The organism is Klebsiella sp. CB_Kp196 (assembly GCF_040061575.1).
In the GTDB taxonomy this organism is placed as follows: Bacteria; Pseudomonadota; Gammaproteobacteria; order Enterobacterales; family Enterobacteriaceae; genus Klebsiella; species Klebsiella michiganensis.
In genome coordinates, this window is record NZ_JBEAFH010000054.1 from 102,796 (window position 1) to 124,138 (window position 21,343).

Consider the following 21,343-nt stretch of genomic DNA (forward strand, 5'->3'; position numbering starts at 1 on the left):
AGTGAAACGTGCAAAGTGTTGATGTCGCTATTGTTGGCGGTGGAATGGTGGGGCTGGCGGTTGCCTGCGGTTTGCAGGGCAGCGGGCTGCGCGTTGCGGTGCTGGAACAGGCCGCGCCTCAGCCGTTAAGCGCGGATGCGCCGCCGGCGCTGCGGGTGTCGGCGGTTAACGCCGCCAGCGAGAAGCTGCTGAGCAAACTGGGCGTCTGGCAGGATATTATCGCCCAGCGCGCCAGCTGCTACCACGGTATGGAAGTGTGGGATAAAGACAGTTTTGGCCGCATCAGCTTTGATGACCAGAGCATGGGCTTTAGCCACCTTGGGCATATTATTGAAAACGCCGTGATTCACCACGCCCTGTGGCAAAAAGCGCAGCGCTGCGCGGACGTCACTCTGCTGGCTCCGGCGCAGCTGCAGCAGGTTGCGTGGGGGGAGAACGAGGCCTTTCTTAGCCTGCAGGACGGCACGATGTTAACCGCCCGGCTGGTGGTTGGCGCCGATGGGGCCAATTCATGGTTGCGCAATAAAGCCGATATCCCGCTCACCTACTGGGATTATCACCATCATGCGCTGGTTGCCACTATTCGCACCGAAGAACCGCACGAAGCGGTGGCACGTCAGGCGTTCCACGGCGAAGGGATTCTGGCGTTTCTGCCGCTGAGCGATCCGCACCTCTGCTCGATTGTCTGGTCGCTCTCTCCCGAAGAGGCTGAGCGGATGCGGCAGGCGGACGATGCCGCTTTTAACCAGGCGCTGAATATTGCCTTCGATAACCGCCTCGGCTTATGCGCCGTGGAGAGCGAGCGCCAGGTTTTCCCGCTCACCGGCCGCTATGCGCGTCAGTTTGCCGCCCATCGTCTGGCGCTGGTCGGCGATGCCGCCCATACCATTCATCCGCTGGCGGGGCAGGGCGTTAATCTTGGCTTTATGGATGCCGCCGAGCTGATCGACGAACTGAAGCGCCTGCACGCGCAGGGCAAGGATATCGGCCAGCATCTGTATCTGCGTCGCTATGAACGCAGCCGTAAACATAGCGCTGCGCTGATGCTGGCGGGGATGCAGGGCTTTCGCGACATGTTCTCCGGCCACAATCCGGCGAAGAAGCTGCTGCGCGATATCGGTCTTAAGCTGGCGGATACATTGCCCGGCGTGAAGCCGCAGCTTATCCGTCAAGCGATGGGGCTCAACGACCTGCCCGCCTGGTTACGTTAAGTACGTCACACTTCTCTCACCCGGCCGCCGCGCCGGGTTATCCCCTCTCATTTGAAATAATCTAATTTCACCTCGTTTTTCGCATTAGTTTTATTAATGTTACCTTTTTTTTGTTATAGAAATTAGGCCCGTCATTTCGCAGAAAATATCATCATGCGCTGCTTTTTTAACTAATTAGTTTGGTTTTGTGCGGATTGAATCGCTTTATTGTAGATAAAAACTCTGTAGGCTCTGCGGCTGATTTTGGTCATAAGCTAATGTGATGTCCTGACCAGGCTTATGGTTTAGTGCGGATATCGGTGGTAAGTTCAGGCCAAAGAGAACGTTTGCGTCGGCGTCCTTTAGCGATGCTGGCGGCGTTTTTCGCGGCGCAAAAACGCCGAAAATCGTGGCTGGTTCCGTTTTATTCGATGAGGAAAAGATGGCTCAACAGACTCCGTTGTTTGAACAACACACGCTATGCGGCGCGCGCATGGTGGATTTCCATGGCTGGATGATGCCGCTGCATTACGGATCCCAGATCGATGAGCATCATGCGGTGCGCGGTGATGCCGGAATGTTCGATGTGTCGCACATGACCATCGTCGATTTTCACGGCAGCCGAATCCGCGAGTTCCTGCGCTATCTGCTGGCTAACGACGTGGCGAAGCTCACCGTACCGGGCAAAGCGCTCTATAGCGGCATGCTGACCGCCTCCGGCGGCGTCATTGATGACCTGATTGTTTATTTCCTTTCTGAAGACTATTTCCGCCTCGTTGTTAACTCCGCCACCCGTGAAAAAGACCTCGCCTGGATCACCCAGCAGTCTGAATCCTATGGTCTTGAGATAACCGTGCGTGACGATCTATCCCTGATCGCCGTACAGGGTCCAAAGGCGAAAGAGAAAGCGGCGACGCTGTTTACCGGCGCGCAGCGCCAGGCCGTGGAAGGCATGAAGCCGTTCTTTGGCGTGCAGGCGGGCGATCTGTTTATTGCGACTACCGGCTATACCGGTGAAGCGGGTTATGAAATCGCGCTGCCGAACGAGCAGGCGGTGGATTTCTGGCGCGGCCTGCTGGACGCGGGCGTTAAGCCGTGCGGCCTTGGCGCGCGCGATACGCTGCGCCTGGAAGCGGGCATGAATCTTTATGGCCAGGAAATGGACGAAGGCGTCTCTCCGCTGGCGGCTAACATGGGCTGGACCATTGCCTGGGAACCGGCTGACCGTGATTTTATCGGGCGTGAAGCGCTGGAACTCCAGCGTGAAAAAGGCGCCGAACAGCTGGTCGGCCTGGTGATGACCGAGAAAGGCGTTCTGCGCGGCGGCCTGCCGGTGCGCTTCAGCGATGCCGATGGCAATCAGAAAGAAGGCATTATCACCAGCGGCACCTTCTCCCCGACGCTGGGCTACAGTATTGCCTTAGCGCGCGTACCGGAAGGCATCGGTGAAACCGCCGTGGTGCAGATTCGCAATCGCGAAATGCCGGTCAAAGTGACCAAACCCGTTTTTGTACGCAACGGCAAAGCCGTGGTGTGATTTCCCATTTGGAGATGAATTGATGAGCAACGTACCAGCAGAACTGAAATACAGCAAAGAACACGAATGGCTGCGTAAAGAAGCGGACGGCACCTATACCGTCGGTATCACCGAGCACGCGCAGGAGCTGCTTGGCGATATGGTTTTCGTTGACCTGCCGGAAGTGGGCGCCGCCGTAGAAGCGGGCGCCGACTGCGCGGTTGCCGAATCCGTCAAAGCCGCTTCCGATATCTACGCGCCGATTAGCGGCGAAATCGTTGCCGTCAATGAAGAGCTGAACGACTCCCCTGAGCTGGTCAACAGCGAGCCGTACGCCGGCGGCTGGATCTTTAAAATCAAAGCCAGCGATGAAGCTCAGGTTGCCGCGCTGCTGGATGCGACCGCATATGAAGCTCTGTTAGAAGACGAATAAATACGCTTCATCCTTCACGTTGCAGGGGCGTTGGCTTCCTGCAACGCGAATGATTTGCGTCTTCTGGCCCGGTTAGCGTCAGTGCTCGCCGGGCAACCCCGTCAGACAATCACGATTCACCGCACGTTCAGGAACCATCGCTCATGACCCAGACTTTAGGCCAGCTTGAAAACCGTGACGCCTTTATTGAACGTCACATCGGCCCGGATGCCCGGCAGCAGCAGGAGATGCTGAAAACCGTTGGCGCCGATTCGCTTAACGCCCTGATTGGCCAGATTGTGCCGCAGGATATCCAGCTGGCAACGCCGCCGCAGGTGGGCGAAGCAACCACGGAATTCGCCGCGCTGGCGGAACTGAAGGCGATCGCCGGTCGTAACAAGCGCTTCAAGTCGTACATTGGCATGGGCTACACCGCCGTGCAGCTGCCGCCGGTGATTCAGCGCAACATGCTGGAAAATCCGGGCTGGTATACCGCCTATACGCCTTATCAGCCGGAGGTTTCCCAGGGTCGCCTGGAATCACTGCTGAATTTCCAGCAGGTGACCCTCGACCTGACCGGGCTCGATATTGCCTCGGCCTCGCTGCTGGACGAAGCCACCGCCGCTGCGGAAGCGATGGCAATGGCCAAACGCGTAAGCAAACTGAAAAACGCCAACCGTTTCTTCGTCGCCGCCGACGTTCATCCGCAGACGCTGGACGTGGTGCGCACCCGCGCGGAAACCTTTGGTTTCGATGTGATTGTCGATGATGCGGAAAAAGCGCTCGACCATCAGGACGTCTTTGGCGTGCTGCTGCAGCAGGTAGGCACCACCGGCGAGGTTCACGATTACAGCAAACTGATAGCTGACCTGAAAGCGCGCAAAGTGATTGTCAGCGTCGCGGCCGATTTTATGGCCCTGGTTCTGCTGACTGCCCCGGGCAAGCAGGGCGCGGACATTGTGTTTGGCTCCGCCCAGCGCTTCGGCGTACCGATGGGCTACGGCGGCCCGCACGCGGCGTTTTTTGCCGCAAAAGATGAATTCAAACGCTCCATGCCGGGCCGTATTATCGGCGTATCGAAAGATGCGGCGGGTAATACCGCGCTGCGCATGGCGATGCAGACGCGCGAGCAGCATATTCGCCGCGAGAAAGCGAACTCCAATATCTGTACCTCCCAGGTGCTGCTGGCCAATATTGCCAGCCTGTACGCCGTATTCCACGGCCCGGCTGGGCTGAAGCGTATCGCCAGCCGTATTCATCGCCTGACCGATATTCTCGCCGATGGCCTGCAGAAAAAAGGCCTTAAGCTCCGCCATGCGCACTACTTCGATACCCTGTGCGTGGACGTCGCCGATAAAGCCGCTGTGCTGGCGCGGGCGGAAGCGCTGCAGATCAACCTGCGCAGCGATATTCATCACGCCGTCGGGATCACGCTCGATGAAGCCACCACGCGCGAAGACGTCCTGAACCTGTTCCGCGCCATCGTGGGCGACGATCACGGCCTGGATATCGACACGCTGGATAAAGACGTGGCCCTGGACAGCCGTTCGATCCCGGCCAGCATGCTGCGTGACGATGCGATCCTCACTCATCCGGTGTTCAACCGCTACCACAGCGAAACCGAGATGATGCGCTATATGCACGCGCTGGAGCGTAAGGATCTGGCGCTGAACCAGGCGATGATCCCGCTGGGCTCCTGCACCATGAAGCTGAATGCCGCCGCGGAGATGATCCCGATCACCTGGCCGGAATTCGCCGAACTGCATCCGTTCTGCCCGGTTGATCAGGCCGAAGGCTATCATCAGATGATTGCCCAGCTCTCCGACTGGCTGGTTAAGCTGACCGGCTATGATGCGGTCTGCATGCAGCCGAACTCCGGCGCGCAGGGCGAATACGCGGGCCTGCTGGCGATTCGCCATTACCACGAGAGCCGCAACGAAGGGCATCGCGATATCTGCCTGATCCCAAGCTCTGCGCACGGCACCAACCCGGCTTCCGCGCAGATGGCGGGAATGCAGGTAGTGGTGGTCGCCTGCGATAAAAATGGCAACATCGACCTGGCGGATCTGCGGGCGAAAGCCGAGCAGCATGCGGCGAACCTCTCCTGCATCATGGTGACCTATCCGTCCACCCACGGCGTTTATGAAGAGACTATTCGCGAAGTGTGCGAAGTGGTGCATCAGTTTGGCGGCCAGGTTTACCTTGACGGCGCGAACATGAACGCCCAGGTCGGCATTACCTCTCCGGGCTTTATCGGCGCGGACGTCTCGCACCTCAACCTGCATAAAACCTTCTGCATTCCGCACGGCGGCGGCGGCCCGGGTATGGGGCCGATTGGCGTGAAATCGCATCTGGCGCCGTTTGTGCCGGGCCACAGCGTGGTGCAAATTGAAGGCATGCTGACCCGTCAGGGCGCGGTTTCCGCCGCGCCGTTCGGCAGCGCCTCCATTCTGCCGATCAGCTGGATGTATATCCGTATGATGGGCGCAGAGGGGCTGAAACAGGCGAGCCAGATGGCGATTCTGAACGCCAACTACATCGCTACCCGGCTGAAAGACGCGTTCCCGGTGCTGTATACCGGCCGCGACGGTCGCGTGGCGCACGAATGTATTCTGGATATTCGTCCGCTGAAAGAAGAGACCGGCATCAGCGAGCTGGATATTGCCAAGCGACTGATTGATTTTGGTTTCCACGCTCCGACCATGTCCTTCCCGGTTGCCGGCACGCTGATGGTGGAACCGACCGAATCGGAAAGCAAAGTGGAGCTGGACCGCTTTATCGATGCGATGCTGGCGATTCGCGGCGAGATCGACCGCGTGAAAGGCGGTGAATGGCCGCTGGAGGATAACCCGCTGGTGAACGCGCCGCATACTCAGGGTGAACTGGTGAGCGAGTGGAACCATCCGTACACCCGTGAACTGGCGGTCTTCCCGGCGGGGCTGAACAACAAGTACTGGCCGACCGTTAAGCGTCTGGACGATGTTTACGGCGACCGTAACCTGTTCTGCTCCTGCGTGCCGATGAGCGAATACCAGTAATCTGCTGATTAGACTATCTTTTAAAGGCGCTGCGGCGCCTTTATTTTTTGGGAGAATGGCATGACGATAGCTTTGGTGACGGGCGGCAGCCGGGGAATAGGTAAAGCGACGGCGCTGCTGCTGGCGCAGGAAGGCTATACCGTGGCGGTGAATTACCATCAAAATAGCGCTGCCGCGACCGGCGTGGTGAACGAAATTATCGCCAGCGGCGGCAAAGCCGTTGCGCTACGGGCGGACGTCAGCGATGAAGCGCAGGTGATAGCGATGTTTACCGCTATCGATCGCCTCGGCGAACCGCTCGCTGCGCTGGTCAATAACGCCGGCATTTTATTTACCCAGGGGACGATTGAAAGCCTATGCGCGGAGCGGATTAACCGGGTGCTGGCCACCAACGTGACCGGTTACTTCCTCTGCTGCCGGGAAGCGGTAAAGCGGATGTCGCACAAGCACGGCGGTAAGGGCGGGGCGATTGTGAATGTGTCGTCCGCGGCATCGCGCCTCGGGGCGCCGGGGGAGTATGTGGATTATGCCGCGTCAAAGGGCGCGGTTGATACTCTGACCACCGGCCTGTCGCTGGAGGTAGCGGCGCAGGGGATTCGGGTTAACGGCGTGCGCCCCGGCTTAATTTATACCGACATGCACGCCAGCGGCGGTGAACCGGGGCGCGTGGATCGCGTGAAGTCGATGTTGCCCATGCGGCGCGGCGGGCAGCCGGAGGAGGTGGCTCAGGCCATCGTCTGGCTGCTGAGTGAGAAGGCTTCCTACGTGACCGGCAGCTTTCTGGAGCTGGCGGGCGGGAGATAATCGGCAACTCGTTTTCCGGGGGGCGGCTAACGCCTTGCCCGGGATACAACATCTGTTTACCTCACCCCATCCATAGCCCTGCTAAGCGCAGCGCAAGCAGGGAAATGCGCTACGACGCCAGCCACAGCCGCAGGCGCATCCCCCAGCCGCTGGTCCAGCCGGTGGTGACTGACTTCACCTCGCCGCGCGAGATAACGATAAGGGTCGGCGTGACCTGCACCTCCCACCGTTGGGATAGCTGACCGCTGGCGTCATTGATCGTCGGCAGCGCCATTTTTTTATGCGCCAGCCATCGCGCCAGAGCGGCGTTGTCGCCGGAGCGTAGCGCTACCGTCATCACATTGCCGCCATCGTTGGCTAAAGCGGCCACCGACGGGGTGGTATAGCGGCAAACGCCGCACCAGGTGGCCCAGACGTACAGCAGCAAAGGGCGCTCGTGGCTCATTGCCGCCAGATCGACCGTTCGGCCATCAAGCGTTTGCAGCGGCATGCTGGAGAAATTCTGCGGCAGCGCGGGCCTGCGCAGGTAATCCACCGCCAGGCTGACGGCGGCGACAATCAGCAGCCATATCAGGATCTGTCTGAAGACGTTTAGCATCATTTTTCTACATTGTGATGCGCCGGAAAGGCCGGCAGCGTGCGGCGTTGATTCACGAAGTCAGCGTCAGCGACTCAACGATTGATGTGGTTTATCTTATCGGCTGAGCGTGGGTTAGCAATGCTAAAGCTGTAAAGAAGTGTCTGTTTTGTGGGAAGTTTTGCCCCTTTCCGGCTGAAAAGGGGCAAGATGATTACAGTTTCTCGCCGTTGCTGGCGATAACCTCTTTGTACCAGTTAAAGCTCTTCTTGCGCGAGCGGGACATATCGCCGGTACCATCGTCATGTTTGTTGACGTAGATAAAGCCGTAGCGCTTGCTGTACTGACCGGTCGTGAAGGAGACGCAGTCGATGCAGCCCCACGGGGTATAGCCCATTAGCTCAACGCCGTCGTAAGTCACCGCTTTGATCATCTCTTCGACGTGAGCGCGCAGATAGTCGATGCGATAGTCGTCGTTGATGCTGCCGTCTTCCTCGACTTTATCGTACGCGCCGAAGCCGTTTTCGACGATAAACAGCGGCTTCTGGTAGCGCTCATACAGTTCACACAGCGCATAGCGCAGGCCGACCGGGTCAATCTGCCAGCCCCAGTCGGAGGCTTTGACGTGCGGGTTGGGCACGCTGCCTTCAAAGCCGGAGATCGCGTCGCCGGTGCCGCCTTCCGCTTTCACCGCGTTGGTCATGTAGTAGCTGAAGCCGAGATACGCGCAGGTGCCTTCGCGTAGGATTTGCGCATCGCCGTCCTCCATGTTGATATTGAAGCCGCGGCGTTCCCATTCGTTCAGGACGTAGCTCGGGTAGTAGCCGCGCAGCTGGACGTCGGTAAAGACGTAGCGTTCACGCATTGATTCCTGGGCAAACATCACGTCTTCCGGCTTGCAGGAGAACGGATAGAGGGCGACCATTGCCAGCATGCAGCCCACCTGCATCTCCGGATTGATTTGACGCGCTGCCTTCACCGCCAGCGCGCTGGCGACAAACTGATGGTGCAGCACCTGGTACATGGTCTCTTCCGGGTTTTCATGCTCGGTATAGACCACGCCGGAGCAGCAGTAGCCAAACAGCGGCGCGCGCCAGTTACGCTGGTTGTTGATCTCGTTAAAGGTCATCCAGTATTTCACTTTGTGCTTATAGCGCTCGAAGACCACTTCGGCGAAGCGCACAAAGAAATCGACCACTTTGCGGTTGGTCCAGCCGCCGTACTGCTGAACCAGATGCAGCGGCATCTCAAAGTGGGAGAGGGTAATAACCGGTTCGATGTTGTACTTCAGCAGTTCATCGAACATGTCATCGTAGAATTTCAGCCCTTCTTCATTCGGCTGGCTTTCGTCGCCCAGCGGGAAGATGCGCGTCCAGGCGATAGAGGTGCGGAAGCACTTGAAGCCCATCTCGGCGAACAGCTTGATGTCTTCTTTGTAGCGGCCGTGGAAATCGATGGCTTCGTGGTTCGGATAGTACTTGCCCGGCTCTACCTGCTGGGTTATCTCGCGCGGCACGCCGTGCGCGCCGCCGGTAAGCACGTCGCAGATGCTCGGGCCTTTGCCGTCTTTATTCCAGCCGCCTTCAACCTGGTGCGCGGCGACGGCGCCACCCCATAAAAAGTCTTTTGGTAAAGGAATTTTCTTCATCTTTGCTCATCTCGTCTTAATGACTTGTTGGCTGCGAGTCTAACAAAGGGAATATAAATGTCACGATATAACAATTTGCCCGGAATGGAATTTGTTACATCGAAAAAACACCCTGTTATTTTCAGGCGAGTTTGCGCGCTAATTTACGCCCAAGCGTTTCCAGAATATAAATGACCGGGATCTGGGTGGTAATGTCATAGACGCCGCCGATGCGCGTTTGCGGAACGTGCCAGGAGAGATTAAAGTCGGCAAGCTTTGCCAGCCGCGAGTGCTCGTGGCTGGTGATGGACATCACTTTACAGCGATGAAGGCTGAACTGGCTGGCGAAGCGCAGGATCTCTTCGGTTTCGCCGGAGACCGACAGCACGATGGCCAGCGCATTACGCGCCATATCATTGGTCACCGGGAAATAAGGGTCGTCGATATGGTTACTGAATTTCCCGACGTTAGAAAAGAAACGCGCGCCATATTTTGCCAGCGCGCCGGAGGTGCCGGCACCAACAAAAATAATACGTTCTGAAGACAGAATAATATCGACCGCCTGCTCGAGCAGCTGGTCAAATTCATCGTTATTAACGCTTTTAAAAAAGCTCATTATTTCGCTGGCGCCGATATTTGCCTGTTGAGGCTCATTCTGCTCCAGATATAATTTAAAGCGTACGCGAAACTCCGAGTAGCCTTCGCACTGCAGCTTGCGGCAGAAGCGCAAAACGGTAGTCGTGGAGACTCCGGCCGCTTCCGCCAGCTCGCGGATGGTCATGTACATCACTTTGTCGCGATTTTTAATGACGTAGTGATAGACCATCATCTCAAGATTATTGAGACTGGCGATAGCGGCGTGGGAGAAGATACTCACAGTGGCAAACTCACAATTCATAATGACCAGGACGGAATGATATCATGCAGCCAAATGACATAACCTTTTTTCAGCGTTTTCAGGACGACATCCTCGCCGGACGCAAAACCATTACCATCCGCGATGCTGCGGAATCGCACTTTAAAGCAGGCGATGTGCTGCGCGTTGGCCGCTATGAAGATGACGGCTATTTTTGCACCATTCGCGTGGTGGCCACCTCAACGGTGACGCTGGATACGCTGAGTGAACTGCACGCGCAGCAGGAGAATATGACCCTGGCGCAGCTGCGTGAGGTGATTACGGAGATCTATCCTGAAGAAAAGCAGTTTTATGTTATTGAATTCGAAAAGCTTTAAATAAACAGTGAACGTCTGTTAGTTGAAATATTTATGTAACCTATTGATTTTATACTGTTCATAAATATTCATCTTTTTATTTTAGCGAACAGGTGTTCACTGGAATCATTCTCAGTTAACCTAAGTGTGCATTGAAAGCGTACTTGTTTTCGGAGTCAAATATGGTTCGCAAATCGTTAATCACACAGGGATATTCTCTGGCAGAGGAAATTGCCAACAGCGTCAGTCACGGGATTGGGCTGGTGTTCGGTATCGTCGGTCTGGTGCTGTTGCTGGTGCAGGCGGTGGACAGCAACGCCGGCGCCACGGCCATTACCAGCTACAGCCTGTACGGCGGCAGCATGATTTTGCTGTTCCTCGCCTCGACCCTCTATCACGCGATTCCGCATCAGCGGGCTAAGCTGTGGCTGAAAAAATTCGACCACTGCGCCATCTATTTGCTGATTGCCGGGACCTACACGCCGTTTCTGCTGGTGGGGCTAAATTCGCCGCTATCGCGCGGGCTGATGATCGTCATCTGGAGCCTGGCGCTGCTGGGGATCCTGTTTAAGCTGACCATTGCGCATCGTTTTAAGATCCTCTCTTTAGTGACCTACCTGACCATGGGCTGGCTGTCGCTGATCGTCGTTTATCAGCTTGCGATTAAGCTGGCGGTGGGCGGCGTGACGCTGCTTGCCGTGGGTGGCGTGGTCTATTCGCTGGGGGTTATTTTCTACGTCTGCAAACGTATTCCGTACAACCACGCTATCTGGCACGGTTTTGTCCTGGGCGGCAGCGTGTGCCACTTCCTGGCCATTTATTTGTACGTCGGGCAGGTTTAAATTTCGCGAAATCTCCCGGCTCGCGCTACGCTTAGCCGGGTTACAGGTTCACCGTCGTCTGAGGGCTGGTAGCCCGGACATGGCGCGCCAGCGCCGCCTCCGGGACATTCTCCGTTGGTGATGGCTTGCTTGCCTGGGCTATGGCCCGGTATTTTTATTCAGACCACGGCTTTCACGATATCCATTAATCTGCGGATATCTTCTGGCCGGGTATTGCCGGTTTGCGGGTCGATTATCGAGCTGTAAACATGAGGCATCACGCGAGGTACGCCTGCCTCCAGACAGCTTTGCAAAATAATGCCAAAGTTATCGAGATCGATTCCGCCGGTTGGTTCGATTAACGTCATCCCGTTACGGGCTGCCGTGGTCGCCAGCATATACAGCTCCGGTAGCGACTTTTCGCCGCCCATGGGGAAAAACTTCGCCGCATGGGCCCCCATGTCCTGCATCATGCGTACCGCCGCATCGCAGGAGACGCGGGCCGGCGTGCCCTGACAGCTGCTGACGCCGGTGGAGATAAGAACCTCGCCAGGGGTTCCCGTCGGGCTGACCAGCGCGTTAATGCAGGTCTGCTGCCCGCCCGTAGCCGCCAGCGCCCCTGCGGCAAACCCGCTGCCGGTAAAGGTCTGATTAACGTGCGCCGGGTGAAGCGCTGACGCGATCATCGCCGCTTTGTAATACTGCGCAGGATCGCCGGCACCCAGGCCTACGGAGATGGAGGGTATCTCCGCCATCCAGCGTTTTACCTCCTGAACACCTTCTTCCACGGAGGCAAACTGTGCCGAGAGGACGCCAATCGCCGCATGGCCTTCGGCGGCATCATAAATGTCCCGGGCGTTGGCGATATCTTTCGCCAGCACGTTAATCGCGACGCGTTGACGGTAAAAATTAATTTGCTGCATGGTCTGCAATCTCCTTTAGGCGCGCCACGATCAGGCTCATTTCACCCTCGGCTACCGTTCGTGGGTCCAGGCTAAAAACCCCCTGATGGAGGTTATAGCGCCGGGCGTAAATGGCGATCTCGCCGTTGCGCAGCTGTGCTTCGACTTCGCGGGCATCCAGGCCCAGCTCCTGGGCATTCACCTGAATGCGGATACGCCAGATAGCGCGTCCGGCTTCATCCTGCTCAATATCGGCTTGTAAGCCGTTTATCGCTGAGATCGCTTTCGCGACGGGCAGGAGTTCCTCGGCTGTGACCCCCTTCTGCCCCTGATGATAGTGTTCCAGCGCATAAACCAGACCGACCATATTCTCCTTGCCGATTTTCATCGCCCGGGCAATACCGTGATGCTGCGCCTTACACGCCGCTATCCACTGTTTTTTCCCGGTGATGAATCCGGAGGTGGGCGCGTTAAACGCTTTTGCCCCGCTATAGATAACCATGTCCGCTCCGCTCGCCGCCCAGACGCGTAAATCCTCCTCGGCGGCGGCATCGACAATCAGCGGCAGGTTGTGAGTCTGTGCGACCTGCACGAAATCCTCGATACTCAACATCCCTTTTTGCACGCAGTGGTGTGATTTCACATACAGCAGGGCGGCGGTGCCGGTAGAGATCGCGCTCTCCAGCTGCCAGCGCGCCGCCAGATTGCTTGAACCGACCTCCACAACGCGCCCACCGCCTAAGCGAATCGCGCTGGTGATGGGCGCGCCGTAATCGACGTTATGCCCGCGGAGCATGACGACTTCGTTGGCCATACCGCGACTGTCCGGCATCTGCATCACTCGCGCCTGGTCGCCATGGGTAATCGCGGCGGCCACGGCGATGGCGATTCCCGCCGAGGCGCAGGAGGTGATATAGCTGTCTTCCGCGCCGGTAAAGCGGGAGACCCGCTCGCCGGTTCGGTCTACCAGCCTGTCGATTTCCACAAAGGCCGATGCCGCCCGCGCCGTTGCCTGCATCACCTCCGGCGCCACGCTGGAAACGCCCAGAATCGTCATTTTGCCGCAGGCGTTAATCACCTGTTTTAACCCCAGCTGTTGATAGATATTCTGCGTCATGGTTTACAGCACTCCCAGCAGCGAACAGACCACGCTGAGCGCGACAATTGACAGCAGAATGGTGGTGTAGCGCGGCCCTTTCTTCACCAGATAGAAGTAGATGGCAAACACCGCCGCCAGCGGCAACAGGCCGGGCGCGATAGAGTCGAGGATTTGCTGGACCACCACCTCCGAGCCCTTCAGCGCGCTGAGCTTTAAGGGGGTCGTTATTTTGACGTAGCTTGCGGAGAGCGCGCCCATCATTATCAGGCCCAGCACGTTCGCGCCGTAGATAAGCTCCTTAATTCGCCCTCCCTGGAGCAGACCGATGATTGAGTCGCGTCCCAGCGTGTAGCCTTTGTGCACCATGCCGTAGCTGATCGCCAGCGTAATGGCCGGATAGAGAATTAAGGGTACAATGCCGCCCATCGCGCTGCCGCTGGCGGCGAACGGGATGAAAATCGCAATCAGCAACGGCATGACGGCCGCCCAGATGATGGAGTCCCCCATTCCGGCCAGCGGCCCCATCAGCCCGGTTTTAATCCCGGTGATAGACGCGTCGCTAATCGGTTCACCGCGGGTTTTCTGCTCCTCCATCGCAATCGAGATCCCCTGAATCACCGCGCCAAAGGTCTGCTCAGAGTTGAAGAAGTTCAGATGGCGTTTTAGCGCCTCCACCTGCTCTTCTTTTTGCGGGTAGAGTTTTTTGATAATCGGCGTCATTGAGGCGCAGAAAATCAGGCTTTGTAAACGCTCATAGGAGCTGGAAACTTCCGCGCCCAGCCAGTAAATAAACCAGGCTTTGGTGATGTCCGCTTTGGTCAGCGTGCCGTTCTCCCGCGCGCGCTCCACCAGTTCATGCTGCATTACATCGCTGCTCATCATGCTGCTCCTTCATTTTTCGCCAGGCCCTTAATCAGGAAGGCCACGCAGGTACCAAAGATTGCCATCGCCATAATGTCCACCTTCAGGTACAGCACCGCAAAGAATCCGCCGATAAACCACGGCAGCAGGCTCTTCTTACCGATCACCATGATGGTGATGGCAAAGCCCAGCGCCGGCAGAATTCCGCCCATAATTTCAAAGGAGTGGGTCAACCAGTGCGGCATCAGCTTGAGGAAGCTCTCTACCACGTCCTGGCCAAAATAGTTGGCAGCAAACACCACCGGGAAACGCAGCACCAGGCCGAGCAACGCCGGGTAGAGGAACGCGCAGCGCATAATACCGCCCATGTTGGCCGTTTCCGCGTGTTTATCCGCCATATGCACCCACGCGGCGTTCAGCGTGCGTCTGAGCTGGTCAAGGAATACGCCGATCACGCCAAACGGGATGGCCAGCGCGATGGCCAGGTTCGGGTCCATCCCGGCTTTTACGGCGATAGGAATCGAGATACAGGCGGCCAGCGCCGGATCTGACGGCACGTTACCCCCGGGCGTTGAGGTCACGCCGAGGTAAACCAGTTGCATACCCGCGCCAATAATCATCGCCGTTTCCATATTGCCCAACAGCAGGCCGACAAAAACGGCGATTACAACAGGTTGTAACAGCATGGCGGAGAAGGTGTAGCCAAGGCGTAAGCGGGCAAACCAGTAATACAACCCCATCAGGCTTGCGAAGACTAAAGTATCCATAATTATTTACCCTGTTATCAGAGGATTAGAATTTTTTCAGGATATCGTCCAGCGACTGCGGCTTATCTTCCGGGATAGTCTGGAAGACCGCCTTAATCCCTCGACTTTTCAGGTCGTGAAGAATGCCAACGTCTTTTTCATCCAACGTGATGTTCTGGAAAACGACCTTGCGGTTCGGCCCGCCGCCTAAGCCACCAACCTGAATGGCGGAAACATCAAACCCGAGCTGTACGGCTTCCTGAATCGCCGCGAGAGAGGGGAACAGCACCAGCACGCTGCCGTCGCCAAGCTGGTTTTCTTTCCACGATGCGGCAAAGCTCCGATTGCTGTAGCAATCCACTTTGATGTTTGGCGGTGCCGCCATCAGATAGATATTTTTCATAAACGGATCGGCGTCCAGCTCATCACTCACTACCGCAATCCGGTTGGCCTGGGATTGTCCGACCCACTTCGTCACCACTTGTCCATGAATGAGGCGGCTGTCGATGCGACATAACACGATGTTAGCCATGATATTTTTTCCTTATTGTGATTGTTGTAATTGCCGAACGTGGGCGACAACGTCCAGACAGCTGCTGCGCGCGGCTTCCACTAATTCAGCTACGCAGGCGGATAGCGGCCCCTGTTCCCGCTTGTCCAGCGCCTCCAGCAGCAGCGAGGCATTCAGTCCGGAAATCACCGCCACCGGATAATCGGCGCTTAGCCGCGCGGCCACGTTAGAGGTGGTCCCGCCAATAAAATCGGTCAGAATAAGCGAGCCTTCGGGCAGGGTTTTCACGACGGCTTCTACGCGCTGATAAAACTCGCCCAAGGTATCGACGGGCATCAGGGCGATTTCCGTTACGCCTTTAATTTCGCCCGTCACCATGCACAGGCTGTTGCAGAGCTGTTGCCCCCAGCCGCCATGGGTCAGCAGCAGGATCTGGGACAAAGGTTCAGTGGTAATCAAAATGGCCTCCTGGCGCTATTACGTTGATATACGTAATAAGAGCAAAGGCTGTGCCAGAATTTGTGTCACATGGGGGGCGAAGAGGGGCAGGCGCGGCGTAAAGCCACGCCAGTTAAGGGATCAGCGATACAACAGTTCGTAGATATAAAAATATTCCGCGTCGGATAAACGAATGGCATAAGCCTCTTCGATCGGCTGGAAGGCGGATTTAATGACACTAAACGCGCGGACGTCCAGCGCGGGCTGGCTCTCCAGCGACATCTGTAACGGTTTCCGGTTAATTACGATACGCTCGACCATGCAACAGCAGTGGATCAGGAAGCGCAGTGTCACCTGGCGGCTGGGTTTCAGCGAAAGCGAGGTGGTTAAATGGTTAAACACCCCCTCCATCTCTTTGAGAATGCGCTGGGGATTGAGTACCGAAATATGATTGATGATGCTTTCCATGGTCAGCGCGCTGATGAAGCGCATCGCGCTGCGCTCCATCTCCAGACGGCGCTCACTGCTTGAGAGGTCCGGCGTGAGCAGGCTGAGCACCAGTTCCGGCCCCTGCTCGGAGAACAGCTCTTCAAGCGAGATAAACGGAATATCCGGCAGTCCCGGCTGGAAGGTGCCGACAATCCCCGCCAGTCGCTCACCGGCCAGCAGCGACTGCTGAACGCGCTCCAGGCTGCGAACCTCGTTGTAATCGAGGATCACCATTCGCGTATCCTGCGACATCAGCTCGCCAAAACTTTCCTCCAGCACTTTTTTGATTTTCTCTGCGGTTCCCATGCCGGTAATGCAGGAGATCACCAGCACCTTACCGCCGTTTTCCTGCTGCGGAGTACAGAGCTGACAGGGGATATTTTTACTCTGCAGTAATTCCGCCAGCTGCGGTAGCTCGCTGGTTTCATAGCTTAAATCCAGACCCAGCTCCAGCAGACTGGTCAGCGTAATATTGGGCATTAACAGGACGTCAATCTGGAATAGCTTGCTGATGGTGCTGCCAAAATGCACCAGCGAGCCGATATCCACCATCAGAATCAGCCGCCGGTAGCGTTGGCTCTGGATCCGCTGGGTTAGCGTTTCCAGCGTGTCATGCACCGACTGCTCAAAGGGCATATCGATGGCGCTAAACAGCTCGCGCTCCAGCACCCGGTTGACGTACTGCGCCTGACTGGTCGCCGTCGTCGCGCCGTGGGCGATTAAAATGACGCCGCAGTCGGGACTGGCGTCGATCCGCTGGCGATAATGGCGGCACTCTTTCAGGAACAGACATAGCCAGACGACCTCCGTCGCCGGGCACTGAATATGCAGCAGCTCGTTGATTTTCCGGCACAGCAGAGTCGCGTTTTCATACTCGTCTTTGCAGCGGTCGAGGATCAGGCTGGAGGAGTAGAGCTGTGGGATCAGCCCGCGCTGCACGTAGCCAATCAGCGCCAGAAAGTGTTTACGCAGCGGATTCATCAGGTTTTCTGGCAGCGTAAAGCCCAGCACCTGTTCCACACAGCCAATCAGCAGGGTCACTCGCTCTTCAATCCGATCGCCATAGCGCGGCGGATGGGCCACGCTGTCGCGGCTGTAGAGACCATATTCAAAGATAGAACTGAGTTTGTTTTTGAGGATCGCCAGCGTCTCAGCCGGTGGGACGTTGCTGTTGCGCAGGTTGACGTATTCGCGGGTCAGGAAGCTGTAAAACAGATCGCTTTCTTCGATCTCCGCTCCTGTCGCCAGAGTGGTTTTCAATGCGGGTAACGTGCGCGCATCGACGCTTAGCCGATCCTGGCCGTCAAACAAGGTATCGACCAGCAGACGCTGTTCCGGGGTGGCGTTGAACGGCACTTCTACCAGCCGTTTATCCAGCTGGAGCGTGTCGTTATGCTCGGTCATTCCCGCGGCCCACGCCTGGGCGCAAAGAAACTGGATATCGCTTTTGAGCTGGCCGATATTGCCTTCCAGCGGTTTATTCAGCAGCCAGAGCAACAGCGTTTTGTCGATACTGACCGTACGCTCAATTTTGCGGCTCTCGCGCTGGAGAAAACCGACAATAAGTTCCACCTGTTCTTCCACCGAGCGCTGACGGATCCCGGGGAGATCGATACAGACCTGGATGCGCCTCTGGAACGTTCGCAGCAGGGCTGAGCTGACCGGTTCGGTGGTGGCGCAAATCAAGCGCACCGTAATGGACCGCGCCGTGGCGCTTGAACCGAGCGGGCGATATTGGCCTTTGTCGAGAATGGAGAAGAGTTTTTCCTGTCCTTCATACGGCAGGCGGTGCACCTCATCAAGCAGCAGATATCCGCCGTCCGCCTGCTCCACCAGACCGGCTTTATTCTCACTGGCGCCGGTAAATGCGCCCTGCCGATGGCCGAACAAATGCGAAGAGAGCAGCTCCGGGTTATGCGCATACTCGGCGCAGTTAAAGTAGACCAGCGGCGGGGGGGAACCCGCCGCATGCTCGCAGGCAAAACGGTGCATCAGCTCGGCAAAGAAAGTTTTACCTACCCCGGAGGGGCCGGTCAGCAATACGTGGAGCCCGTGAGGATAAAGCACCGCTGCGCGGCCTTTTTCCACCGCATCACGGAGGCTGCGATCGTAGCCAATCAGGCCGCTGAAGGGGTCATCCGTTGAGCAACCTTCCTGATGCGGCAGAAGATCGGCAACCGTGCGCACTTCACATTCGGTATCATTCAGTCTGCGCCCCAGCAGCGTTTCCATTGCCTGGCGGTGCCAAAAGAACACGGGGCGTCCTCTGCTCTTAATCGCCAGGCCGTCGTTCCATAACTGATTGAGGTCTTTGCTGACCGAGTTGCGCGCAAGCCCGAGGTTAAAGCCGATGGCTTCCGCCGTAAATGCCGTTTCCTGTTCCAGATCCGCAAGATTCAGCCCGCGAGTTAATCGCTCCAGTTCCCCCAGTATGACCTCAATCCGTCTCATCTCTTTTACCGCTTAAGAAATAAATGATTGTTCAGAACATACACTATTCTTCTACGCAAGAAAGTGGCCTGGGCCAGAGATGGCGCATTTGCGCAAAGCGCGCGGCCGCGGGTGTTTCGTGGTTTGCGGGTGGGGTAGCCCAGACAGGCGCGTGAGCGCCGCCTCCGGGGAGAAGGCGGCAGGGAATATCGCTTTAACTCTCTTCCAGCGAATACGGCAGCGGCTCGATGCTCAGGCTACCGGCATCATCGCGTACGCGAAACACGCTGTCCGGCTCCATATCGTTATTCATCACCACCTGTACCAGCAGGCGACCGTCGTCCAGCTGCACGGCCGCTAAAACGGTGCCGGTTCGGCGCCAGTTTTCACCCATCTTCAGCTCCAGGTCTTCCCCGGCCTCAGGCACGCGGCTGGCTGTTCCCGCCAGATACCACAGGGCGCGCTTGTTGGCGCCGCGGAATTTAGCGCGGGCAACCATCTCCTGGCCGGTATAGCAGCCTTTCTTAAAGCTGATGCCGCCCAGCGCCTGTAGGTTGGTGGCCTGCGGAATAAACTGCGCGCTGTTGGCGCTGTCGATAACCGGCAGCCCGGCTTCAATATTCAGCGCCAGCCACTGCTGGCTGTTGTTGAGCTGCGCTTCACCGCGTAGCGCATCGGTGATGCGGGTGGCGGTTGCCACATCGGTCACCAGCAGGAAACGCTCGGCCGGATGCGCAAACCACAGCACGCTGGTGGCTCCTTCGCTGACAACCTGTTTCTCGGCGTTCGGCAGCTCACTAAACAGCGGCGACAGCGCAGCGCGCGCCTGGAACCCGGCAACGCCCAGCAGTACGGATTCATCATCGGCGGCGATGGTCACTTTAGAGAACACCGCGTATTTTTTCAGTTCGGTCAGCTGCGCATCGCGCAGGCTGCGGCGCTCAATCCACGCAAAACCCTCGTTGCGGCGGAAAACGCGCAGATTGCTCCACATCTTGCCCTTGGCGTCACAATGCGCGGCAAGCAGATGCTGCTCGTCGGTCAGGTGGCTGACGTCGGCGGTAATCTGCCCCTGCAGATATTTTTCGCCATCCGGACCGGTAATCGTCGCCAGCGCCCAGTCGTCCAGCGTCATCAGCGTTAACGGCAGACGAGCGGAAGAGGAAGGCTGACGCGGAGGAAAAGGTGTAAAAGCCATAGTCATATCCTGAATAGCTTAACGCAGAGTGTGTGACTAATGGTAAAAGAGCTATGGTGCAATGCAAGCGCTTTTGACAGGCCATTCGTGCCCTCAAAGACGGGGCGCTGAAACCAGCGAAATAATAAATGACCTGATTATTTTAGGGTTTTCATGGAATAGCGCTCGCGAAACTTGATATTCCAGTGAAGTCAGCGCCGAAAACGGGTTAAACTAAGAGATATTTATAAGCAGGAAGTAAAACATGGACATTAACAATAAAGCCCGCATCCACTGGGCATGCCGTCGAGGTATGCGTGAACTCGATATCTCCATCATGCCGTTTTTCGAGCATGAGTACGACACGCTCAGCGATGGCGACAAAGCGTTATTCATCCGCCTGCTGGAAAACGACGATCCGGATCTGTTCAACTGGTTGATGAATCATGGCGAGCCGGCTGATGCAGAACTGCAGCGGATGGTAAAATTAATTCAGACACGGAATCGGGAACGTGGTCCTGTGGCAATCTGATTTACGCATCTCGTGGCGAGCGCAGTGGTTTTCGCTGCTGATGCACGGCGTGGTGGCGGCGCTGGTGCTGCTGATGCCCTGGCCGCTGAGCTATACCCCGCTGTGGCTGATACTGCTGTCGCTGGTGGTGTTCGACTGCGTGCGCAGCCAGCGGCGGATCCATGCCCGTCAGGGAGAAATCAAGCTGCTGATCGACTCCCGTCTGCGCTGGCAAAAGGCGGAGTGGGATATCATCGGCACCCCGTGGGTGATTAACAGCGGAATGCTGCTGCGCCTGCGGAATACGGAAAACCAACGAACCCAGCATTTGTGGGTCGCGGCGGATAGCATGGACGCGGGAGAATGGCGAGACCTGCGTCGGCTGGTGTTGCTAAAACCGACGCAAGAGTAGGCAAGGACTCAGGAGAACTGCTCAGCCATTTCACCGAGGATTTGCTCGCACCAGTTCTGAATGCGCTCATCGCTCAGGTCGTACTGGTTCGTTTCATCAAGCGCCAGGCCAACGAACAGCTGCCCATCGGCAATGACCGGTTTCGGGCTGGTGAATTCATAGCCTTCAGTAGGCCAGTAGCCGATAAACTTAACCCCTTTGGTCGCCAGCTTATCGTGCAGCATGCCGAGCGCATCAAGGAACCATTCGCCGTAGCCTAGCTGGTCGCCCATGCCGTACAGCGCGACGATTTTACCCTGCAGATCCAGCGTATCGAGCTGCTGCCAGACCGCCTCCCAGTCCTCCTGGATCTCGCCGAAATCCCAGGTTGGAATGCCGAGGATCAGCACATCGTATTGCGTCATCAGGGCAGGGGAATCATCTTTCAGGTTGTGCAGCGTGACCAGTTCAGGGCCGATAATATCGCGGATTTTTTCCGCCGCCATTTCGGTGTAGCAGGTGCTGGAACCGTAAAAAAGACCTATGTTCATCGCGGAAACGTCTCAATTCTTGCTGTGACTTTGCGCTTAG

Annotated in this window: 21 protein-coding genes; 9 read left to right on the plus strand and 12 right to left on the minus strand. The window is 57.1% G+C overall.

From position 1 onward, the window contains the following. The first annotated feature begins 8 nt into the window (after positions 1–8). The 5 genes from ubiI to ABLU87_RS19225 all read left to right on the plus strand — a co-directional run bounded on the left by ubiI (position 9) and on the right by ABLU87_RS19225 (position 6,960). Complete coding sequence (gene ubiI, locus ABLU87_RS19205; RefSeq protein WP_004854091.1) at positions 9–1,211, plus strand: FAD-dependent 2-octaprenylphenol hydroxylase; 1,203 nt, start codon at positions 9–11, stop codon at positions 1,209–1,211. A 421-nt stretch (positions 1,212–1,632) separates the two neighbouring features. Continuing rightward, on the plus strand, positions 1,633–2,727 hold the full coding sequence (gcvT, locus tag ABLU87_RS19210) for a glycine cleavage system aminomethyltransferase GcvT (protein ID WP_122117313.1): 1,095 nt from the start codon (positions 1,633–1,635) through the stop codon (positions 2,725–2,727). Positions 2,728–2,749: 22 nt separating this feature from the next. Further along, on the plus strand, positions 2,750–3,139 hold the full coding sequence (gene gcvH, locus ABLU87_RS19215) for a glycine cleavage system protein GcvH (RefSeq protein ID WP_004854088.1): 390 nt from the start codon (positions 2,750–2,752) through the stop codon (positions 3,137–3,139). Between the two features lie 143 nt (positions 3,140–3,282). Beyond that, a complete protein-coding gene (gene gcvP, locus ABLU87_RS19220) occupies positions 3,283–6,156 on the plus strand; it encodes an aminomethyl-transferring glycine dehydrogenase (RefSeq protein ID WP_014226805.1) in 2,874 nt (957 codons plus the stop codon). Between the two features lie 60 nt (positions 6,157–6,216). Continuing rightward, positions 6,217–6,960: an SDR family oxidoreductase gene (locus ABLU87_RS19225; RefSeq protein ID WP_049083221.1), complete on the plus strand. Its 744-nt coding sequence runs from the start codon at positions 6,217–6,219 to the stop codon at positions 6,958–6,960. 109 nt (positions 6,961–7,069) lie between these two features. On the opposite strand, the gene ABLU87_RS19230 is transcribed toward ABLU87_RS19225, so the two are convergent. The 3 genes from ABLU87_RS19230 to ABLU87_RS19240 form a co-directional block, all read right to left on the minus strand. Beyond that, entirely contained in the window at positions 7,070–7,561 is a 492-nt protein-coding gene (locus ABLU87_RS19230) for a protein disulfide oxidoreductase (protein WP_004854083.1), read from the minus strand. Positions 7,562–7,751: 190 nt separating this feature from the next. Continuing rightward, the gene (gene bglA, locus ABLU87_RS19235; RefSeq protein ID WP_025105966.1) at positions 7,752–9,185 is read right to left on the minus strand and encodes a 6-phospho-beta-glucosidase BglA; all 1,434 of its coding nucleotides are present in this window, start codon (positions 9,183–9,185) and stop codon (positions 7,752–7,754) included. Between the two features lie 121 nt (positions 9,186–9,306). After that, a complete protein-coding gene (locus ABLU87_RS19240; protein WP_025105967.1) occupies positions 9,307–10,035 on the minus strand; it encodes a MurR/RpiR family transcriptional regulator in 729 nt (242 codons plus the stop codon). A gap of 50 nt (positions 10,036–10,085) precedes the next feature. On the opposite strand from ABLU87_RS19240, the gene yqfB reads away from it, so the two are divergent. Then, positions 10,086–10,397 carry a N(4)-acetylcytidine aminohydrolase gene (gene yqfB, locus ABLU87_RS19245; RefSeq protein ID WP_122117311.1) on the plus strand — a complete coding sequence of 104 codons (312 nt, stop codon included), beginning with the start codon at positions 10,086–10,088 and terminating at the stop codon, positions 10,395–10,397. A 161-nt stretch (positions 10,398–10,558) separates the two neighbouring features. Then, positions 10,559–11,218: a hemolysin III family protein gene (locus ABLU87_RS19250; RefSeq protein ID WP_014839509.1), complete on the plus strand. Its 660-nt coding sequence runs from the start codon at positions 10,559–10,561 to the stop codon at positions 11,216–11,218. Between the two features lie 158 nt (positions 11,219–11,376). On the opposite strand, the gene ABLU87_RS19255 is transcribed toward ABLU87_RS19250, so the two are convergent. The 8 genes from ABLU87_RS19255 to ygfZ all read right to left on the minus strand — a co-directional run bounded on the left by ABLU87_RS19255 (position 11,377) and on the right by ygfZ (position 19,871). Beyond that, the gene (locus ABLU87_RS19255; RefSeq protein ID WP_032693811.1) at positions 11,377–12,120 is read right to left on the minus strand and encodes a 2-dehydro-3-deoxy-phosphogluconate aldolase; all 744 of its coding nucleotides are present in this window, start codon (positions 12,118–12,120) and stop codon (positions 11,377–11,379) included. Continuing rightward, positions 12,107–13,216 (minus strand): D-glucosaminate-6-phosphate ammonia lyase, encoded by a 1,110-nt coding sequence (dgaE, locus tag ABLU87_RS19260; protein WP_048260394.1) that lies wholly within the window; start codon positions 13,214–13,216, stop codon positions 12,107–12,109. The genes ABLU87_RS19255 and dgaE overlap by 14 nt, the downstream gene beginning before the upstream one ends. Positions 13,217–13,219: 3 nt before the next feature. Beyond that, on the minus strand, positions 13,220–14,080 hold the full coding sequence (locus tag ABLU87_RS19265) for a PTS system mannose/fructose/sorbose family transporter subunit IID (protein ID WP_014839507.1): 861 nt from the start codon (positions 14,078–14,080) through the stop codon (positions 13,220–13,222). Beyond that, positions 14,077–14,826 (minus strand): PTS sugar transporter subunit IIC, encoded by a 750-nt coding sequence (locus ABLU87_RS19270; protein ID WP_004124968.1) that lies wholly within the window; start codon positions 14,824–14,826, stop codon positions 14,077–14,079. Before ABLU87_RS19270 ends, ABLU87_RS19265 begins: the two co-directional genes overlap by 4 nt. Positions 14,827–14,851: 25 nt before the next feature. After that, positions 14,852–15,337, minus strand: a complete 486-nt coding sequence (locus ABLU87_RS19275) for a PTS system mannose/fructose/N-acetylgalactosamine-transporter subunit IIB (protein WP_122117310.1) — start codon at positions 15,335–15,337, stop codon at positions 14,852–14,854. Positions 15,338–15,349: 12 nt separating this feature from the next. Further along, entirely contained in the window at positions 15,350–15,775 is a 426-nt protein-coding gene (locus tag ABLU87_RS19280) for a PTS sugar transporter subunit IIA (protein ID WP_004854067.1), read from the minus strand. 120 nt (positions 15,776–15,895) lie between these two features. Continuing rightward, complete coding sequence (dagR, locus tag ABLU87_RS19285; protein WP_025105970.1) at positions 15,896–18,694, minus strand: transcriptional regulator DagR; 2,799 nt, start codon at positions 18,692–18,694, stop codon at positions 15,896–15,898. A 193-nt stretch (positions 18,695–18,887) separates the two neighbouring features. Then, the gene (gene ygfZ / locus ABLU87_RS19290) at positions 18,888–19,871 is read right to left on the minus strand and encodes a tRNA-modifying protein YgfZ (protein ID WP_014226793.1); all 984 of its coding nucleotides are present in this window, start codon (positions 19,869–19,871) and stop codon (positions 18,888–18,890) included. A 244-nt stretch (positions 19,872–20,115) separates the two neighbouring features. Here ygfZ and sdhE point away from each other — a divergent pair, with 244 nt between their 5' ends. Further along, positions 20,116–20,382: an FAD assembly factor SdhE gene (gene sdhE, locus ABLU87_RS19295; protein ID WP_004124953.1), complete on the plus strand. Its 267-nt coding sequence runs from the start codon at positions 20,116–20,118 to the stop codon at positions 20,380–20,382. Then, on the plus strand, positions 20,363–20,773 hold the full coding sequence (locus ABLU87_RS19300; protein ID WP_004854060.1) for a protein YgfX: 411 nt from the start codon (positions 20,363–20,365) through the stop codon (positions 20,771–20,773). The genes sdhE and ABLU87_RS19300 overlap by 20 nt, the downstream gene beginning before the upstream one ends. Before the next feature lie 8 nt (positions 20,774–20,781). Here ABLU87_RS19300 and fldB read toward each other — a convergent pair whose 3' ends face one another. Further along, entirely contained in the window at positions 20,782–21,303 is a 522-nt protein-coding gene (gene fldB, locus ABLU87_RS19305; RefSeq protein ID WP_014226792.1) for a flavodoxin FldB, read from the minus strand. Positions 21,304–21,343: the final 40 nt, after the last annotated feature.